Annotated in this window: 11 protein-coding genes and 1 tRNA gene; 8 read left to right on the top strand and 4 right to left on the bottom strand. The window is 71.7% G+C overall.

The features are described from left to right. The first annotated feature begins 39 nt into the window (after positions 1 to 39). The 3 genes from cysS to AB0C12_RS09525 are packed head-to-tail and all read left to right on the top strand — an operon-like array spanning position 40 to position 6,101. Positions 40 to 1,455 carry a cysteine--tRNA ligase gene (cysS, locus tag AB0C12_RS09535; RefSeq protein ID WP_360545984.1) on the top strand — a complete coding sequence of 472 codons (1,416 nt, stop codon included), beginning with the start codon at positions 40 to 42 and terminating at the stop codon, positions 1,453 to 1,455. Beyond that, complete coding sequence (gene rlmB / locus AB0C12_RS09530) at positions 1,455 to 2,582, top strand: 23S rRNA (guanosine(2251)-2'-O)-methyltransferase RlmB (protein ID WP_360545982.1); 1,128 nt, start codon at positions 1,455 to 1,457, stop codon at positions 2,580 to 2,582. Before cysS ends, rlmB begins: the two co-directional genes overlap by 1 nt. Before the next feature lie 57 nt (positions 2,583 to 2,639). After that, positions 2,640 to 6,101 carry an Hsp70 family protein gene (locus AB0C12_RS09525; RefSeq protein ID WP_360545980.1) on the top strand — a complete coding sequence of 1,154 codons (3,462 nt, stop codon included), beginning with the start codon at positions 2,640 to 2,642 and terminating at the stop codon, positions 6,099 to 6,101. 49 nt (positions 6,102 to 6,150) lie between these two features. Here AB0C12_RS09525 and ugpC read toward each other — a convergent pair whose 3' ends face one another. Then, complete coding sequence (ugpC, locus tag AB0C12_RS09520; RefSeq protein WP_360545978.1) at positions 6,151 to 7,233, bottom strand: sn-glycerol-3-phosphate ABC transporter ATP-binding protein UgpC; 1,083 nt, start codon at positions 7,231 to 7,233, stop codon at positions 6,151 to 6,153. Positions 7,234 to 7,407: 174 nt separating this feature from the next. On the opposite strand from ugpC, the gene AB0C12_RS09515 reads away from it, so the two are divergent. The 3 genes from AB0C12_RS09515 (at position 7,408) to AB0C12_RS09505 (ending at position 9,108) form a co-directional block, all read left to right on the top strand. Further along, positions 7,408 to 7,481 (top strand) — tRNA-Thr (locus tag AB0C12_RS09515). Positions 7,482 to 7,495: 14 nt separating this feature from the next. Beyond that, positions 7,496 to 7,924 carry a GNAT family N-acetyltransferase gene (locus tag AB0C12_RS09510; RefSeq protein WP_360545976.1) on the top strand — a complete coding sequence of 143 codons (429 nt, stop codon included), beginning with the start codon at positions 7,496 to 7,498 and terminating at the stop codon, positions 7,922 to 7,924. Continuing rightward, the gene (locus AB0C12_RS09505; protein WP_360545974.1) at positions 7,921 to 9,108 is read left to right on the top strand and encodes a low temperature requirement protein A; all 1,188 of its coding nucleotides are present in this window, start codon (positions 7,921 to 7,923) and stop codon (positions 9,106 to 9,108) included. Before AB0C12_RS09510 ends, AB0C12_RS09505 begins: the two co-directional genes overlap by 4 nt. On the opposite strand, the gene AB0C12_RS09500 is transcribed toward AB0C12_RS09505, so the two are convergent. Continuing rightward, the gene (locus tag AB0C12_RS09500; RefSeq protein WP_360545972.1) at positions 9,105 to 9,581 is read right to left on the bottom strand and encodes an MSMEG_6728 family protein; all 477 of its coding nucleotides are present in this window, start codon (positions 9,579 to 9,581) and stop codon (positions 9,105 to 9,107) included. The genes AB0C12_RS09505 and AB0C12_RS09500 overlap by 4 nt on opposite strands. 229 nt (positions 9,582 to 9,810) lie before the next feature. On the opposite strand from AB0C12_RS09500, the gene AB0C12_RS09495 reads away from it, so the two are divergent. Next, complete coding sequence (locus tag AB0C12_RS09495; RefSeq protein ID WP_360545970.1) at positions 9,811 to 13,092, top strand: S8 family serine peptidase; 3,282 nt, start codon at positions 9,811 to 9,813, stop codon at positions 13,090 to 13,092. A 65-nt stretch (positions 13,093 to 13,157) separates the two neighbouring features. Here the strand turns inward: AB0C12_RS09495 and AB0C12_RS09490 are convergent, their stop codons facing one another. Continuing rightward, positions 13,158 to 14,081, bottom strand: coding sequence for a hypothetical protein (locus AB0C12_RS09490; RefSeq protein ID WP_360545968.1), 924 nt, complete (start codon positions 14,079 to 14,081; stop codon positions 13,158 to 13,160). Between the two features lie 118 nt (positions 14,082 to 14,199). On the opposite strand from AB0C12_RS09490, the gene AB0C12_RS09485 reads away from it, so the two are divergent. Next, on the top strand, positions 14,200 to 15,984 hold the full coding sequence (locus tag AB0C12_RS09485; protein ID WP_360545966.1) for an NAD-binding protein: 1,785 nt from the start codon (positions 14,200 to 14,202) through the stop codon (positions 15,982 to 15,984). Here the strand turns inward: AB0C12_RS09485 and AB0C12_RS09480 are convergent. Continuing rightward, the gene (locus AB0C12_RS09480; protein WP_360545964.1) at positions 15,981 to 17,213 is read right to left on the bottom strand and encodes a DUF4032 domain-containing protein; all 1,233 of its coding nucleotides are present in this window, start codon (positions 17,211 to 17,213) and stop codon (positions 15,981 to 15,983) included. The genes AB0C12_RS09485 and AB0C12_RS09480 overlap by 4 nt on opposite strands. Positions 17,214 to 17,295: the final 82 nt, after the last annotated feature.

Genomic DNA, 17,295 nt, shown 5'->3' with positions numbered 1-17,295 from the left:
GGGAGGTTACTTCGTGGCGGAGGTCGGTACCCTTGTACGGTGACGCTCCGCCTGCATGACACCGCGACCCGATCCGTCCGGGACTTCGTCCCGATGACGCCCGGTCAGGTCGGTATCTACCTGTGCGGCCTCACCGTCCAGTCGGTGCCGCACATCGGTCACCTGCGATCAGCGGTCAACTATGACGTGTTGCGGCGCTGGCTGCTGCACATCGGCCTCGACGTGACCTTCGTCCGCAACATCACCGACGTGGACGACAAGATCCTGGTGAAGTCGCTGGAGACGGGCCGCCCCTTCTGGGCGATCGCGTACGCGAACAAGCTCGTCCTCGACGCCGACTACCGCGCCCTCAACGTGCTGCCACCGACGTACGAGCCGCTGGCCACCGGGCACATCACCGAGATGCACGAGCTGATCGCCGAGCTGATCGAGCGCGGGCACGCGTACGTGTCGGCCGAGGGCACCGGCGACGTGTACTTCGACGTCCCCAGCTACCGCGAGTACGGCTCGCTGTCCGGGCAGCGCCCGGAGGACATGCTCTCCGCCGGCGAGGCCCCCGAACGCGGCAAGCGCCACCCCGCCGACTTCGCCCTGTGGAAGGGCGTCAAGGCCGACGAGCCGGGTGACGCGTCCTGGGCCTCCCCGTGGGGCCGCGGCCGGCCCGGCTGGCACATCGAGTGCTCCGCGATGGCCCGGCGCTACCTCGGCCCCGAGTTCGACATTCACGGCGGCGGCCTCGACCTGACCTTCCCGCACCACGAGAACGAGATCGCCCAGTCGCACTCGGCCGGGCTGTCGTTCGCCCGCCACTGGGTGCACCACGCGCTGCTCAACCTCGGCGAGGCCAAGATGAGCAAGTCGCTGGGCAACGTGATCGACGTGCAGGCGGTGCTGGCCATGGGCATCCGCCCGGTCGAGCTGCGCTATTACCTGGGCGTGCCGCACTACCGCTCCCGCATCGACTACTCCGACGAGGCGCTGCGGGAGGCCGCCACGGCGTACCGCCGGATCGAGGGTTTCGTGCAGCGGGCGGTCGAGGTCGTCGGCTCCGGCCGGCCCAAGGACGTGCCGCCGGCCTTCGCCGCGGCGATGAACGACGACCTGAACACCTCGGCGGCGCTGGCCGTCGTGCACGACACGATCCGCGAGGGCAACACCGCGCTGGCCGCGAGCGACGAGACCGGCGTGCGCGCCGCCCTGACCGAGGTCAGGGCGATGCTGGGCGTGCTGGGGCTGGACCCGCTCGACGACGCCTGGCGCAGCGGCGACGAGGGCGGCGACCTCAAGCCGATCGTCGACTCGCTGGTGGCGCTCGCACTCGAGCAGCGCGCACAGGCGCGCGCACGCAAGGACTGGGCGGCGGCCGACTCGGTCCGCGACCAGTTGAAACACGCGGGAGTTCAGGTGGAGGACACTCCGGCCGGGCCGCGCTGGACGGTAGGAGAGCAGCACTGATGCCGGGTAATTCGTTCAATGTGAGCAAGCGCGTGTCGGCCAAGAAGGGCGCCACCGCCGGCTCCGGCGGTAAGAACAGGTCGAGCTCGGGCCTCAAGGGCCGGGGCAAGACGCTGCCCGCCGACGAGCGGCCCTGGCACAAGGGCTACTCCGGCACCGAGAAGCTGCCCGACAAGACGGCGCGCAAGCAGGAGAAGGAGCGGCGCGCCGCCGCCGCCGAGGGCCGCGCGCCCAAGGTCGGCATCCCGGGCACCAAGGACACCACCTGGGGCCGCGGCGGCGGCCGGGGCACCACCGGCCGGCCGGCCCAGCAGCGGGGCAACCGCCCGCAGGGCCGCACCGGTCCCCGGATCGCCCCCGGGCGCAAGTCCAACCCGACCCGGGAAGGTCCCGAGCTGCTGCTCGGCCGTAACCCGGTGAACGAGGCGCTGCGCGCGTCCATCCCGGCGACGGCCCTCTACGTGGCGCAGGGCATCGATCTTGACGACCGGGTCGTCGAGATCGTCCGCACGGCTGGTGACCGGGGCATCCCGATCCTGGAGATCAGCCGGCTCGAGCTCGACCGGATGACCGGCGGCGTCCTGCACCAGGGCGTCGGGCTGCAGGTGCCCCCGTTCGCGTACGAGAACTTCGACGACCTCGTGGCCGCGGCGATGGAGCAGACCGCGCCGCTGCTGGTGGCCCTCGACGGGGTGACCGACCCGCGCAACCTGGGTGCGGTGATCCGCTCGGTGGCCGCGTTCGGTGCGCACGGCGTCTTCATGACCGAGCGCCGGGCGGCGGGCATCACGGCGACCGCGTGGCGCACCAGCGCCGGCGCGGCCGCGCGGGTGCCGGTGTCCCAGGTGGTCAACCTGACCCGCTCGATCAAGGCGGCCCAGCAGGCCGGTTTCACCGCGATCGGCCTGGACGCCGACGGCGAGACCGACCTGTACCAGCTCGAGGTCGCTGTCGGCCCGCTGCTGGTGGTCGTCGGCTCCGAGGGGCGTGGCCTGTCCCGGCTGGTCGGCGAGACCTGCGACCTGCGTGTGAGCATCCCGATGATGTCCGACGTGGAGTCGCTGAACGCCAGCGTCGCCGCCGCGGTCACCCTCGCCGAGGTGTCCCGCCGCCGCATCTACGGGTAATCGCGGCCTGCCTGTAACGTGACGGGCCGAGTGGACCGTGGCGCGGAGGAGCAGGGCATGACCGACGGCATGGCGCGCGGCGGTTGGCTGCTCGGCGTCGACCTCGGCACGTCCCATACGGTGGCGATGCTGCGCCGGCCCGACGGCCGCACCCGGCCGTTGCTCTTCGACGGCCAGCCGCTGCTGCCGTCGGCGGTCTACCTGGACACCACCGGCCGGCTGCATGTCGGCCGGGACGCGGTCCGGCTCGGTCAGGCCGAGCCGGGCCGGCTCGAACCGAACCCGAAACGGCACGTCGACGCGGAAACCGTCCTGCTCGGCGACACCGAGGTGCCGACGGCTGACCTGCTGGCGGCCCCGCTCGGCGCGGTGGCCCGGGAGGCCGTCGCGGCCACCGGGTTCCTGCCGCCGGCCGTGCTGACCTATCCGGCGGCCTGGGGCGCCCGGCGTCGCGAGGTCCTGACGACGGCGCTGGCCCGAGCCGGCTGGCCGCCGGCCACGCAGTTGCTGCCCGAGCCGGTCGCGGCGGCGCGTTACTTCGTGGACGTACTGCGCCGCCCGGTGCCGGTCGGATCGGCGCTGGCCGTCTTCGACTTCGGCGGCGGCACGCTGGACATCGCCGTCGTCCGCAACGAGGGAGTCACGCCGGAGGGGCTGCCGCGGTTCGCGGTCGCCGCGTCCGGCGGCATCGACGACCTGGGCGGGCTCGATCTTGATGCGGCGCTGGTCGAGCATCTCGGGGCTGAGCTGAGTGGCAGCGAGCCAGGTGCGTGGGCGGCGCTGACCGAGCCGGTCACCCTGGCCCAGTGGCGGGCCCGGCGGCAGTTCTGGGAGGACGTTCGCGGGGCGAAGGAGATGCTTTCCCGTACGGCGCTCGCTCCGGTGCCGGTGCCGGGGGTGGAGCATGCGGCCCATCTGACCCGGGACGAGTTCGAGACCGCGGCGGGGCCGTTGCTGCGGCGCGGGGTGGCCGAGGCCGGCGTGGTGATCCGGGCGGCTGGGGTGGCGCCGACCGAGCTGGCCGGGTTGTTCCTGGTCGGCGGGTCTTCGCGGGTGCCGTTGGTGGCTCGGCTGCTGCACGGGGAGCTGGGGATCGCGCCTACGGTGCTGGAACAGCCGGAACTGCCGGTGGCGGAGGGCGCGATCATCGTGGTCGCCGCGGCCGACAACGCGGTGGTCCCGCCGGCGGGCGTGGTGACGCAGGATGACGCGGCGGCCAGAGCCGTGCCGGACGGCGCGGGGATTTCGGCCGCGCCAGTGTCCGCCGCGACGCCGGATGATGCGGCGGCCAGAGCCGTGCCGGACGGCGCGGGGATTTCGGCCGCGCCAGTGTCCCCCGCGACGCCGGATGATGCGGTGGATCAGGCCGCGCGGATGGGGGCTGCGGCGCCGGAAAGCGCGGCGACCCCGCCCGGGCAGGAGCGCGCGACCGGTCCGGGTAACGCGGCTGCGGGGGCGGCATCGGTGGGCGCTGGGACGCCGGATGATCCGGCGGTCACGGCCGCGCGGGCCGCCGCGGCAACAACGGACAGCGCGGCAACAACGGACAGCTTGGCGGCCTCGGCCGGGTCGGTGGGTGCCGAAGCGGTGGACAGCGCGGCGACGCCGGCTGCGCCGATGCGGCCGGCGGCGGTGCCGCCGATCTCTGACACCATGACCCATCCTGCGCCCGCGACCGAGGGCGATGCACCGAGGCTGCTCAGCACGGAAGCCATGCAACCCACCTCTGCCGCCGCGGCGATCCCCACGGAGACGGATGTGGCCGCCGCCTCGCTGCCTTCCGCCCAGGGGGCCGCCCCGGCACAACACTCCGAGCCGCCGGCCGCGATGCCGCCGCCACAGCCGCTCGCGGCGTCGCCGCAGCCGCCGTCCGCGAGGCCGTCGCATCAGCCGCCGGGGCCGTCGCAGCATGCGAAGCCGGCCGCTGTGGTGGCCGCCGGCGGGTCGCAGGGTGCGGAGCCGCACTACGCCGAGCCTGTTGATCCCTGGGCGACGGGTGAGGCTGCTGCCTTCGGGAACGTCGGTGGCGGCCCCGTCCTTCACCCGGTGTCGGGTGCCCCGGTCTCGGGCGCTGCTACTCCGCCGGGGGCCGAGCCGTGGCTGGCCTCGACGCATCCTGATCCGGGCGAGGCCGGGGAGCCGGGGGCGCGAGCCAAGCTCCCGGCGTACCAGCGGAAGTTGGTCTGGATCGTCGCGGCCGTGACGGCCGTCGTGCTGGGGGCCGCCGCGACCGTTGTCGTGCTGTTCTGGCCGGGGTATCCGGCGTTGGACTACGAGCCGCTCGCCGATCTGCACCGGGTCAAGCCCGCCGTGCCGGTCAGTTCCGCCTTCAGTGCCGCCGCGCTGCGGGACGGGCGGGCCTATTTCGCCAGTGCCGACGACACGAACACGCTCGGGGTCGTCGCGGCGGCGACCGATACCGGCAAGACCGCCTGGACCAGCACGGCCGCCGGGTCGGCCAACCGCTGGGAGTTCTTCTTCACCATTCCCGGCGCTGTTGTCGCCATCACCGGCATTGATTCGATCACGGGGCAGCGGCGGGTGGTGCTGCTCGATGCGGACGACGGCAAGAAGCGCTGGGAACGGGCCATGGACGGCTACGACAACGTGCTGTTCGCCGGGGACCGGGTGGTTCTCATCGACCGCCGCGAGGGCCGGCTGCTCGGGCTCGATCCGCGCACCGGCAAGGGTCTGTGGGAGAAGCGGAACCCCAAGAGCGAGTACGGGCAGACCACCACCCAGGTCGTCGCCGTCACGACCGAGGATGACTTCGCCGGTCCGGCCGGCACCGACGGGGTTGCGTTCGCCGAGCCTTTTGATGACGACAAGCGGATCGTGCAGATCGGTGCCGACGACTCCGCGCAGGTCAGGGACGCCGACAGCGGTGAGGTGGTGGCCGGTCCGCGGCAGAGCGTGGCGCAGACCGACGACAAGATCATCGCGCACAACGGCCGGCTCATCGTGGCCGAGTCCACCGATGCGCACCGGCTGTTCGCCTACGACCTGAAGAAGCTGGAGCCGAAGCTGCTCTACACCCCGCCGAGCCCGAACTCGCGGCTCGAGCATCTGACGCCGTGCGGCGCGGATCGGATCTGCCTGATCGAGACCACCGGTTCCGACGCCAAGACCGCGCAGGTGGTGGCCGTCAACGCCGCCGACGGCGGGGTGGTGTGGCGGCGTGCCGTGGCGAACGCCGAGGATCTGGTCGCGGTCGGCGAGGCGGTGCTCGTCCCGCAGAACACGTCGCCGGCGCAGGTCAGCCTGGTGGGTTCCGACGGGCGGGTCGCCTGGACCCGGGCCGGGGTGGCCGGACGGCTGGACGCCGGTAACACCCTGCAGTTCTCCAAGGCGCTGTCGACCTCCGCGGACGATCCCGCGCTGGCCGGGGAGCACGTCGGTGACAAGGCCGTTCCGCTCGGGTCGCTGGCCGACGTCCGGTCCTCGACCTGCGCCTGGGACACCAGCCACCTGGCCTGTGTCGCCGACGCGGACTTCATCATCCAGCGGTTCGCCGGATAGCGAAACGGGCGGCCCCTGGAGGGACCGCCCGTTCAGCTGACTACCTGCTTCAGATGCGCTCGCCGGTGGTGGCGTTGAAGACGTGCACGCTCTCGGTCTGCGGCTTGATGAACACGGTCTCGCCCATGGTCGGCATGTTGCGCCGGTCGGTGCGGACCACGAACCGCTCCGAGCTGCCCTCCAGCGCCGCGTGGCCGTAGACGTTGGCGTCCGAGCCGAGGTCCTCGACCAGGTCGACGACGATCGGCAGGCCACCCGCGGTCGGGGCGACCAGGTCGGTCGCCTCGGGGCGGAAGCCGATGGTCACCTTGCCGTTGCCCTGCGCCGCCGCGACCTGCTCGCGGGTCAGCGGCACGGCCAGCTCCGCGAAGCTCGCGCCGCCCTCGGTCAGGCCGACGGTCTTGATGTTCATGGCCGGGGAGCCGATGAAGCCGGCGACGAAGACGTTGCCGGGCTTGTCGTACAGCGCCCGCGGGGTGTCGCACTGCTGCAGCACGCCGTCGAGCATGACCGCCACCCGGTGGCCCATCGTCATGGCCTCGACCTGGTCGTGGGTCACGTAGACGGTGGTGATGCCGAGCTTGGCCTGCAGGGTGGCGATCTGCGAGCGGGTCTGCACGCGCAGCTTGGCGTCGAGGTTCGACAGCGGCTCGTCCATGAGGAAGACCTGCGGCTCACGCACGATCGCGCGGCCCATGGCGACACGCTGGCGCTGACCGCCGGAGAGCGCCTTCGGCTTGCGGCTCAGGTACTCGTCGAGCTGGAGCAGCTGGGCGGCTTCCTTGACCCGGCGGTCGATCTCCGACTTCGGGGTCTTGCGCAGCTTCAGGGCGAACGCCATGTTCTCGTACACCGACATGTGCGGGTACAGGGCGTAGTTCTGGAACACCATCGCGATGTCACGCGACTTCGGGGGGAGGTTCGTGACGTCCTTGCCCTCGATCAGGATGCGACCGCGGTCCACATCCTCGAGGCCGGCGAGCATCCGCAGGCTGGTGGACTTACCGCAACCGGAGGGGCCGACCAGGACCAGGAACTCGCCGTCGCCGATCTCGAGGCTGAGCTCGTTGACCGCGGGGCGCTCCTGTCCGGGATAAATCCGGGACGCCTTGTCGTACGTGACCGTAGCCATGGTGAATCTACTTCCTTTCCACCGGCAGGAACGTGCCGGACGATCCGAGTGGGAGGAACAGTGTGGTGAGCCACACGCTGGTCACCGTAGGTCTTTTTTCCGCAACTGCCAAGGCGAGCGCCCGGTAAAGGGCGTTTCGGCCTGTCAGACGGCAACCGGTATGCTGATGCCCGCGCCCCTGTAGCTCAGTTGGCCAGAGCACCTGTCTTGTAAACAGGATGTCGTCGGTTCGATTCCGACCGGGGGCTCCTAGGGTGGCGCCATGCGCATCGAGCGGGTCGTGGACGTCGCGGCCGTACACCTCGCGGCAGCTCTTTTCGACGGGCCGCCGCTGGCGGCCGCGACGGAGAAGTTTCTCGCTCAGCCGGATCACCATCTGCTCTTCGCCTATCTCGGCGACCGCCCGGTCGGCATGATCTCCGGGGTGGAGACCACCCACCCGGACAAAGGCACCGAGATGTTCGTGTACGAGCTGGGCGTCCTGCCCGACGCCCGGCTGCTCGGCGTCGGCACGGCCCTGGTCCGGGCGCTGGCCGAGCTGGCCCGCGAGCGCGGCTGTTACGGCATGTGGGTGGCGACCGAGGTCGACAACGAGGCCGCACAGGCCACCTACCGCCGGGCGGGCGCCACCGAGCAGACGCCGTTCGTGCTGCTGAACTGGGATCTCACTGGGGGAGACGGGGCGACATGACGTTCACCGAGGCACGGCGTGGCTGGCTGACGCCGATGCGGGCCCGGTCGGCCGACGAGAACCACCGCGTCGCGACCCCGCTCGAGCTCTTCTTCGACCTCTGTTTCGTGGTCGCGGTGGCGCAGGCCGCCGTGCCGCTGCACCACGCCGTTTCCGAGAACCACGTGTGGGACGGGGTCACCAGCTACCTGATGGTCTTCTTCGCCATCTGGTGGGCCTGGATGAACTTCACCTGGTTCGCCTCGGCGTACGACACCGACGACGACGTCTACCGGATCACCTCGTTCGTGCAGATCGCCGGGGCGCTGGTGCTGGCGGCCGGCGTCTCCTCGGCGTTCGACGACGGCAACTACGTCGGCATCACGATCGGCTACGTGATCATGCGGCTGGCCATGGTGGCGCAGTGGCTGCGGGCCGCCCGCGCCGATCAGCAGCGCCGGGCCACCGCACTGCTGTACGCGGCCGGCATCGCTGTCGTCCAGGTCCTCTGGCTGCTGCGGCTGGCGCTGCCGGAAGGCTGGGGCACGCCGTCGTTCCTGGTGCTGGTCGTCGCCGAGCTGCTGGTGCCGATCATCGCCGAGCGGGCCCCGGGCGGCCCGACCACCTGGCACCCGCACCACATCGCCGAACGCTACGGCCTGTTCACGATCATCATGCTGGGCGAGGCGGTGTCGGCGGCGACGATCGCGATCCGCACCGGCCTCGACACCGGCGATCACGTCGCCGACCTGGTGTCGATCGCGGTGGCCGGGCTGGTCGTCGTCTTCGCGCTGTGGTGGCTGTACTTCGACCGTTCGGCGCAGGGGCTGCTGACCTCGCTGCGGGCCGGGATGCTGTGGGGCTACGGCCACTACTTCATCTTCGGCTCGGCCGCGGCGGCCGGGGTCGGCATCGCGGTGGCGGTCGACCACGCCACCCACCATGCGCACATCTCGGGGGTCACGGCCGGGTTCGCGCTGGCCGTGCCGGTGGCGCTCTATCTGTTCTTCGTCTGGCTGCTGCACATTCGTCCGCACCAGCAGGGGGCGCTCGTGGTGGCCTATCCGGCGGTGGCCGTGCTGGCGTTGCTGGCGCCGTTCGGTCCGGAGCCTGTGCTGGTGATCGCGGGGCTGCTGGTGGTGCTGGTGGCGATCACGGTGGCCGCCGGGCGCCGGGTGCCGGACCGCATCGAGTCCGGGCACTAGGGGGTGTCGCGCGCCCGGTCCGAGGGCGGCCAGACGTACGGCAGGTCGGCCGGGACCTCGCCGAACAGCGGCCGGTAGAAGTCGGGGTCCTTGCGGAACAGTGCGGACCGGTGACTCAGGTGCAGCGCCTCGTCGCCGAGCCAGGATGGCAGCTCACCGGCCGCCGCCAGCTCGTCCTGGGTGCGGATCACCGTGATGCCGCGGGCCTCGGCGACGTCCGCCCGCATCGTGGCGGCCGTCGTGTCGGCCCGACCAGTGGAGATCCAGATCTCGCACATGTCGAGGCCGTACCGGACGAGCGCCTCTTCGTAGCCGATCCACATCTTCACCGCCGGGTGGTGGCGCCAGCCGTACGTCGGCAGCGTCAGCCCGCGCAGCACCTGCACGGTCTCCACCCGTTGTTTGCCCAGCCGTTTCTGGTCGAGGGCGCGGGCGCTGGTGAGGAAGTCCGGGTAGGGAAGGAATGTCTGCATCAGATGATCTTCAGCCCTTGAAGTCCTGGTTCGAAACAGGATGTCTTGCGGTGCAACGGTTTTGAAGCCGTAGTTCTTCCGTCGATACCTGGGTTGCATGCGCAATCTTGAATGTCACGTCCTCGTCACGATGCGTCCTCCCGTAGTGACATCGAAGCGCGTGAACTCCACGATCCGCTTCAGAGGTGCTCGTACCCCCCGAGCGCCCATCTCCTCGGAGGACCCGTACGTGAGACAACAATCTTCTCGGGGCCGGCGCACACTCACCGCGCTGCTCGCCTCGGGCGTGGTCGTCAGCGCCGCCGCGCTGAGCGGCCCCGCACCCGCGAATGCCGCGCCCCTGCGGGCACCGGCTCCCGCCCCGGTGGCGGACCCGGCCACCCCCAAGGACGGCCCGACCGACGAGCTGGACTCGCACGACGCCGAGCTGCTGGCCAAAGCCGAGAGCAGCGGCGTCCGCAACGTCACCCTGATCATCTCGACCGAGTCCGGCGAGGCGTCCGACGTCGCGGCCGAGGTCAAGAAGCTCGGCGGTACGGTCGCCCAGCGCTACGACAAGGTCGGCTACGTGCTGGCCTCGGTCCCCACCGCCAAGGTGATCAGAACCGCGAAGCTGCCCGGCATCTCGGCGGTGGACCTCGACGAGGTCGTCAAGCTCCCCGACCCGGAGGCGGGCAGGCGCGGTGGCGCCAAGGGTGCCGCGCAGGCAGCGACGCTTCCCGGCCCGGGCGCGACCACGCCGGCCGCGAACCCGTACATGCCGACGAACGAGATCGGTTCCGTCGCCTTCAAGAAGCAGCACCCGACCTGGGACGGCCGCGGCGTCACGATCGGCATCATGGACTCCGGCGTCGAGCTGGAGCACCCGGCGCTGCAGAAGACCACCACCGGCGAGCGCAAGATCGTCGACTGGGTGACCGCGACCGACCCGGTGACCGAGGGCGACGCGACCTGGCGGGCCATGGCCACCGAGGTGGCCGGCCCGACGTTCACCTATCTGGGCGCGACCTGGACGGCGCCCGCGGGCACCTGGAAGGTCAACCGCTTCACCGAGGCGATCACCGCGGCCAGTGAGCCGGGCGGCGACGTCAACCGCGACGGTGACACCACCGACGTGTTCGGCATCCTCTACAACCCGGTCAACCACGACATCCGGGTGGACACGAACCAGAACAAGGACTTCACCGACGACGCCGTGATGCGGCCGTACCGGGAGAAGTTCGACGTCGGGCACTTCGGCACCGACAACCCGGCCACCGCGATCGCCGAGCGCATGCCGTTCGTTGTCGAGTACCGCGAGGACGTCGACGCTTCCGTGCTCGGGCTCGGCACGGTCGACTACGTCAACATCGGCATCCCGGAGGACGCGCACGGCTCGCACGTCGCCGGCATCACCGCCGCCAACGACATGCTCGGCAACACCAACCTGGACGGGCAGGCGCCCGGCGCCAAGATCGTCTCCGCGCGGGCCTGCTCCTGGGGCGGTGGCTGCACCGCGGCCGCGCTGACCACCGGCATGGTCGACCTGGTCGTCAACCGGCACGTCGACGTCGTCAACATGTCGATCGGCGGCCTGCCCGCCCTGAACGACGGCAACAACGCCCGCGCCCAGCTGTACGACAAGCTGATCAAGGACTACGGCGTGCAGCTGTTCATCTCGGCCGGCAACTCCGGCCCGGGGGTGAACACGATCGGCGACCCGTCGGTGGCCACCGACGTCGTCAGCGTGGCGGCCAGCGTCAGCAAGGAGACCTGGCTGGCCAACTACGGCTCCGTGGTGAGCAAGAAGAACGCGCTGTTCAACTTCTCGTCGCGTGGCCCCCGTGAGGACGGCGGCTTCAAGCCCAACCTGACCGCGCCGGGCTCGGCCATCTCCACCGTCAACACCTGGCTGGACCAGCCGGCCATCGCGGAGGCCGGCTACAGCCTGCCGACCGGGTACGCGATGTTCAACGGCACCTCGATGGCCTCCCCGCAGGCCACCGGCGGCGCCGCGCTGCTGCTGTCCGCGGCCAGGGCGACCGACCTGGACGTCACCCCGGCCCAGCTGCGCCGGGCGCTCTACACCTCGGCCGACCGGATCGCGGACACCTCGGTCGCCGGTCAGGGCAACGGCCTGATGGACGTTCCGGGCACCTGGGCGCTGCTGGCCCGTACGGTCGAGGCGCGCAGGTACACCTCGTCCGCGCCGGTCTGCACGCCGTTCTCGGCCGACTTCGACACCCCGAACCAGGGCACCGGCATCTACAACCGCTGCGCGAGCGGTGCCGGTGGCCTCAAGGCCGGTCAGTCGAAGAGCTACACCGTCAAGCTCACCCGTACGTCGGGTCCGAAGGGTTCGGTCACGCACCGGCTCTCCTGGGTCGGCGACAAGCGGTCGTTCCGCTCGCAGTCGTCGGTCTCGCTGCCGCTGAACAAGACCGTGAACGTCTCCGTGCAGGTGACGCCGGCCGAGGGCCTGAACAGCGCCATCCTCGAGGTGGACGACCCGAAGACGTCCGTCACCGACTTCGAGGTGCTCAACACGGTCGTCACCAGCGTGGCGCCGAAGAAGCCGGCGTTCGACATGACCGTCGAGGGTTCCGTCGAGCGCAACTCGTCGGACTCGTACTTCATCACCGTGCCCGAGGGCGCCAGCGCGCTGCAGGTCGACCTGTCCGGCATCGCGACCGGTTCGCAGACCCGCTGGATCGCCATCAACCCGTGGGGCGTTCCGGTCGAGAGCACGGCCAGCACGGCGTGTTACACCAACTTCTCGGACGGGGCCGCCTGCAAGCCGCAGGAGCGGGCGTACGAGAACCCGATGCCGGGCGTGTGGGAGCTCGAGGTGGAGTCCCGCCGGACCTCGCCGTCGCTGCGCAACCCGTACGAGCTGACCGCCAAGGTGCAGGGCGTCACGGTGGAGCCGGCGACGGTCGAGCTGCCCAGCGTCACGGCCGGTGCGGCCACGCCGGTCAGCTGGACCGTCAAGAACAACTTCGGTCCGCTGCGGCTCACCGCCACCGGCGGCCCGCTCGGCAGCGCGCTCTCGCAGCGGCCGACGATCGAGGACGGGGCGAGCCAGGAGTACACGGTCGACGTGCCTGCCGGTGCGCAGCGCCTCGACGTGGCGATCGGCAACGTCAGCGACGCCGCGGCCGACCTGGACCTGACGGTTCTGCTCGACGGCGAGCAGGTCGCGCAGTCGGCCGACGGCGACTCGGAGGAGTCGGTGTCGATCCCGAACCCGGCGGCCGGCACGTACACGGTCGTGGTGGACGGCTACGCGGTGCCCTCGGGCAGCACGCAGTACGACTACCGGGACGTGTTCCTGAGCCCGGCGCTGGGCGCGATGACGGTGCCGGCCACGGTGCTGAACCTCGCCAACGGTGCCACGGCCAAGGTCACCGGCTCGGTGACCGCCACGGCAGCGCCCGCGGCCGGTCGCAGCCTGTTCGGTGAGATGACGCTGATCACGGACGAGGGCGCGGTCGTCGGCCGCGGCACCGTCTCGATCGGCGCGGTCAACTAAACACCGACACCACGAGCCCGTCCCCGGCGCTGACCGGGGGCGGGCTCGTGCTTTTGTCCCCGGTCCTACCGGAAGTCCTCGTCCTCGCCGGCGATCGGCCGGCCACCGTCCGAGAAGGACCGCTTCTTGCCGCCGGCCTCGTCGTCGACCGGCTCCTCGTGCAGGCGCGGGTCGTCGACCGGCTGGTCCGCGGCCGGCGCGGCCGCCTGGTCGTCGCCGGTCGGTCCGTCGGCCGGCTTCCCGGGAACCGGGTCGACCAGGGCGGGGTCGACGGCCGTACCGCCGGCCGGCATGCCGGTGGGCGTGTCGTCGCCGGTCGCCGGAAGGGTGCGCGGCGTCTCGTTGGCCGGCAGCAGCCCGCCGAGGCCACCGAGCAGCGGCACGCCACCGTCGAACAGCGCCGACTCGCGGGGCGCCTCGGCCGACGCCGTACGGCCGTCCGGGGTGAGCCCGCCACCGAGCAGGCCGCCGCCGAGCAGGTTGGCCGGGATCAGGTTGCTCAGGTTGCCGGTCGGCAGACCGCCGCCCGACCCGCCGCCGGTCAGGCCGCCGCCCGTGCCGCGGGATGCGCCGCCGCCCAGACTGCCGCCGCCCAGACTGCCGCTGCCCAGGCTGCCGCTGGACGAGCCGCCGGTGAGTCCGCCGATCACGGGCAGGTCCGCCGGGGCCGAGCCACCGGCCGGCCGGCGACCGGCGGGTTCATCCGCCTCGCGGGTACGGGCCTCGTCCTGCGCCGCCAGGCCCGACGCGGGTCCGGTGAGGTCGGCGGAGTTCTGCCCCGGCTTGACGTCCATGAGCGACGAGCCGTCCAGCGGGCTCGCGAGGTTCAGTCCACCCGCGGGGTCCAGCCCGAGCCCCTGGGTGGCGCCGCCGCCCAGTGAGCCCAGCAGTCCGCCGGCCGGTGCCGGGACCACATCAGCCTGCGCGGGTGCCGCGCCGAGCAGCAGGAAACCGCCGACCACCGCCCCGGCGTAGAACCACTTGCGCATCGATCTCCTCCAGCATGAACTCGGACCAATCGGTCGGAAAGGCCAACGAGTGGCCTGCATGGAGGGTTCGGGGAGCAACGGGTTCAAGCAGCGATGATCCGCTGGCTACGATGCCGCCATGGCCGTCGAACCAGCCCGCGAACCACCCGGCCGATCCCTGGTCTCCCGGCTGCGGCGCACCGCCGACACCCGCCCGCACTTCGTGGTCTGTGGCGCTGACGCGCTGGTCTACACGGTCGCCGAGGAGCTGGCCAACGCCGGGCACCGGATCCGGCTCACGGTGATCGTCCCGGCCCGGCTCCGGGCCGACGTGCCCGACCTGGCCACGCTGCGCGGCGTACGGGTGATCCGGGCCGACCGTCTCGACGAGCGCACATTCCGCTCGGCCGGGCTGGCCGGCGCGGCGGCGCTCGCCCTGGTGATGCCCGATGACGTGGTCAACCTGCACGCGGCGCTCTGCGCCCAGGCCGTCGAGCCCGACCTGCGCCTGGTGATCCGGATGTTCAACACCGGTCTGGGGTACGGCGTCCGCCGCCTGTTCGCCGACTGTGCGGTGCTCTCCGACGCCGCGATGGCCGCTCCCGCGTTCGTGGCCGCGTCCCTCGGCGAGGTGGCACCGACCCACGTCCGCCTGGCCGGCCGCACCCTGTACGTGGCCCGCCGCGCCGATGTCCGGGCCGAGCACGTGGTCTGCGCGCTGACGGCGGCGGACGGCGCCGGCCGGGTCGACGTGCTGCCCGCCGATCCGGCGCCGGAGGCCGAGCGCCCCACCGACCTGGTGCTGGCCGAGGCGACCGGGCGCCCGGCCGGGCAGACCGTCGCCGCCCAGCGCCTGGTCCGGGCCCGCCGGCGCCGCCGCCCGCTGCGGGTGATGGGCCGGGCGCTGCGGGCCGCCCTGAGCCGCAAGCTCGGCATCGCCGTGCTGGCCACCCTGGTCATCACCCTGGTGTCCGGCGCCGTCCTGGTGCACGCCGACCGGGTGAACGGGTTCTGGAAGTCCATCTACGTGACGCTGCTGACGGTGGTCGGCTCGTCCGATGTGGAGATGGAACGCAACGGGGTCGCGCAGGCCGCGCAGCTGGTGCTGACCATCGCCGGGCTGGCGCTGCTGCCGCTGATCACGGCGGCGGTGGTCGAGGGCATGGTGAACGCCCGGCTGGCCCTGTCCAGCGGACGGGCCGCGGCCGGGCACGAGGACCACATCGTGGTGGTCGGGCTGGGCAACGTGGGCACCCGGGTGCTGCGCCAGCTCGTCGATCTCGGCGTACAGGTGGTCGCGATCGACCGCAAGGCCGACGCCCGGGGTGCGAAGGCCGCCGAGCAGCTGGGTGTGCCGTTCATCGTCGGCGACGCCGCCCGGGAGGAGACGCTGCGGGCGGCCTCCATCGCCACCAGCAAGGCGCTGGTCGTCGTCTCCACCGACGACGTCACCAACCTGCAGGCGGCGCTGAACGCCCGCGCGGTGCGCCCGGATCTGCGGGTGGTGCTGCGGCTCTTCGACGACGACTTCGCCCAACGGGTGCAGACCGCCTTCACCATCAACAGCTCGCGCAGTGTCTCCCGGCTGGCCGCGCCCGCGTTCGCCGCGGCGATGCTGGACCGCGACGTGCTCGCCACGATCCCGGTCGACCGGCACGCGCTGCTGGTGGCCGGCGTGCAGGTCTACGCCGGGTCCCCGCTCGACGGGGCGACGCTGAGCCAGGCCGACCGGCCGCTGAGCGTACGGGTGATCGGGCTGTCCGTGGCCGGCTCCGAGTGGGTGGACTGGGCGCCGGACCCCCGGCGGATCCTGGCCGCCGGCGACCGGGTGATGATCGTGGCCCGGCGGGCCGGCCTGCGGGCGCTGGTCGAGCACGCGACGCCGCCCGCCGAGCCGACGCCCCAGCTCGACGAGGGCGGCTAGCCCGCGCTGACCGGCTCGCCGTCGGTCAGGGCGCTCACCTCGACGCCCAGGACCGCCTGCTCGTCCGGCTTGTGGGCCAGCACGTCGGTCAGATACGACTGCACGGCCGGGCCCATGCCCACGTCCCGGCCGGCCCGTTCGGACAGCAGCCACTTGTGCTGGATGATCTGCGAGAAGATCTCCTGCGGCTCCAGCTTGCGGCGCAGGTTGGCCGGCACCGCCCGGACCACCGGCTCGAACACCTCGGTCAGCCAGCGGTGCGCGGCCTGCTGCTCGTCGACCAGATCCGACTCCGCCCGGTACGCGTCCAGGTCGTTGAGCAGCTGCCGGGCCTGGTTCTCCTCGGCGTCCAGGCCGGTCAGGCGCAGCAGCCGGCGGGTGTGGTAGCCGGCGTCCACCACCTTGGGCCGGACCCGGTAACCGCCGTCCACGGTGGACATGTCCACCTCGGCGACGTCGAAGCCCAGCTCGTTGAGGCGGCGGATGCGGCCCTCGATGTCGTGCCGGGCGTCGCGCCGCACCTCCTGCTCGTACGTGACCTCGTGCCACAGCCGCTCGTAGCGGGCCACGATGTCGTCGACCACGGTCTCCGGATCGATCGCCTCGTGCAGCAGCTCCGCGGCCTGCAGGTCCAGGCACTCGCCGAAGATGTTGAGCCGCAGGATCTCGATGTCCTCGCTGCGCTGGCCCTCGGAGAGCTTCGGGTAGAGGTTGCCCGTCTCGGCGTCGACCAGGTACGCCGCGAAGGCGCCCGCGTCCCGCCGGAACAGCGTGTTGGACAGCGAGCAGTCACCCCACGAGAAACCGATCAGATGCATCCGCACGATCAGCGCGGCGAGCGCGTCGAGCAGCCTGTTCATCGTCTCGGGCCGCAGGGTGTGGGAGAACAGAGCCCGGTACGGCAGCGAGAACTGCAGGTGCCGGGTGATCAGCACGGACTCCAGCGGCTCGCCGTCGTCGTCCTGGCGGTCGTTGACGATGGCCACCGCCTCCACCGCCGGGAAGTCGATCCGCTCCAGGGCGCGGAGCAGGTCGTACTCCTTCTCGGCGATCCGTTCCCGGGTCTCCTTGAGGGCGTAGACGGTTTCGTTGAGCTTGACGAAGCGGACGATGTGCCGCGAGATGCCCTGCGGCAGCGCGACCAGGTGGGACGCGGGCCACTCCTCGAGCGGCACGTTCCACGGCAGGTCCAGCAGCGCCGGGTCGACTAGGGCGGACGTGATGCGCACGTGCCCAGTGTGCACGCTGCGGGGCGCACGTCGCTGCCGCACGTGGCTCGTTACACAGAAGCGAGATCGCCGGATTGTTTCG

Origin of the sequence: Actinoplanes sp. NPDC048967, from assembly GCF_040649415.1 — a bacterium.
Classification (GTDB): domain Bacteria; phylum Actinomycetota; class Actinomycetes; order Mycobacteriales; family Micromonosporaceae; genus Actinoplanes.
This window is presented reverse-complemented; position numbering and strand designations above follow the sequence as displayed.

Excerpts from the sequence above, each read along its gene's own strand:
- rlmB (WP_360545982.1), top strand. The coding sequence starts at position 1,455 with ATGCCGGGTAATTCGTTCAATGTGAGCAAGCGCGTGTCGGCCAAGAAG.
- AB0C12_RS09525 (WP_360545980.1), top strand. The coding sequence starts at position 2,640 with ATGACCGACGGCATGGCGCGCGGCGGTTGGCTGCTCGGCGTCGACCTC.
- ugpC (WP_360545978.1), bottom strand. The coding sequence starts at position 7,233 with ATGGCTACGGTCACGTACGACAAGGCGTCCCGGATTTATCCCGGACAG.
- AB0C12_RS09510 (WP_360545976.1), top strand. The coding sequence starts at position 7,496 with ATGCGCATCGAGCGGGTCGTGGACGTCGCGGCCGTACACCTCGCGGCA.
- AB0C12_RS09505 (WP_360545974.1), top strand. The coding sequence starts at position 7,921 with ATGACGTTCACCGAGGCACGGCGTGGCTGGCTGACGCCGATGCGGGCC.
- AB0C12_RS09500 (WP_360545972.1), bottom strand. The coding sequence starts at position 9,581 with ATGCAGACATTCCTTCCCTACCCGGACTTCCTCACCAGCGCCCGCGCC.
- AB0C12_RS09490 (WP_360545968.1), bottom strand. The coding sequence starts at position 14,081 with ATGCGCAAGTGGTTCTACGCCGGGGCGGTGGTCGGCGGTTTCCTGCTG.
- AB0C12_RS09485 (WP_360545966.1), top strand. The coding sequence starts at position 14,200 with ATGGCCGTCGAACCAGCCCGCGAACCACCCGGCCGATCCCTGGTCTCC.